This window comes from Mesorhizobium sp. M2A.F.Ca.ET.039.01.1.1, from assembly GCF_003998035.1.
Taxonomy (GTDB): Bacteria; Pseudomonadota; Alphaproteobacteria; order Rhizobiales; family Rhizobiaceae; genus Mesorhizobium.
Window position 1 is genome coordinate 1 of sequence record NZ_RZRY01001442.1, and the last position, 585, is coordinate 585.

Genomic DNA, 585 nt, shown 5'->3' on the forward strand with positions numbered 1-585 from the left:
CCATAGGCTCGACGATGCCTGTTGTGCTGCTGTCCCGCCGCAGCGGACACGAGCGGCTTCGCGGCAATGTGGTCGCCGTGCTGCCGTCGTTGGCCGATAGCCTGTTGATCGCCGCGGCGGCGCGGCTCGCAGCTTCCGGCTATCGCATCGACAGGGCAGGGCCATCGGAGGTCGCGCATGGCGATTTCCATGACGGGCTCGCTGAAGAGGACGTGACGGATGACAATCCGGCGCGTCCGGCCTTGTCGCCGCGCGAGGCGGAGGTGCTGGCGCTGCTCGCCGAAGGCGCCCCGAACAAGGTGATCGCCCGCCGGCTCAACATTTCGGTCCACACGGCGAAGTTCCATGTCGCCGCCATCCTGATCAAGCTCGGCGCCGCCAACCGGACGGACGCGATCGCGATTGCCATGCGGCAGGGCCTGGTGCTGGTCTAGGCCTTCCGGCACGACGCTGCGTAATCCGTCTTGCCCCTTGCGCCACGGCTATCTGCCGCGCAAGTTGCCTCCCTTATTGAACAGGGAGGCAAAAGGATGTCGCTCAACGGAAAGACGCTGTTCATCTCGGGCGGATCGCGCGGCATCGGGC

1 protein-coding gene is annotated in these 585 nt (G+C 66.5%); it reads left to right on the forward strand.

Going from position 1 to position 585, the window contains the following annotated elements; translation table 11 throughout:
• The coding region (locus tag EOA24_RS40340; RefSeq protein ID WP_189354715.1) for a helix-turn-helix transcriptional regulator at window positions 1-434 on the forward strand (434 nt) is incomplete at its 5' end.
• Window positions 435-585 lie beyond the last annotated feature (151 nt).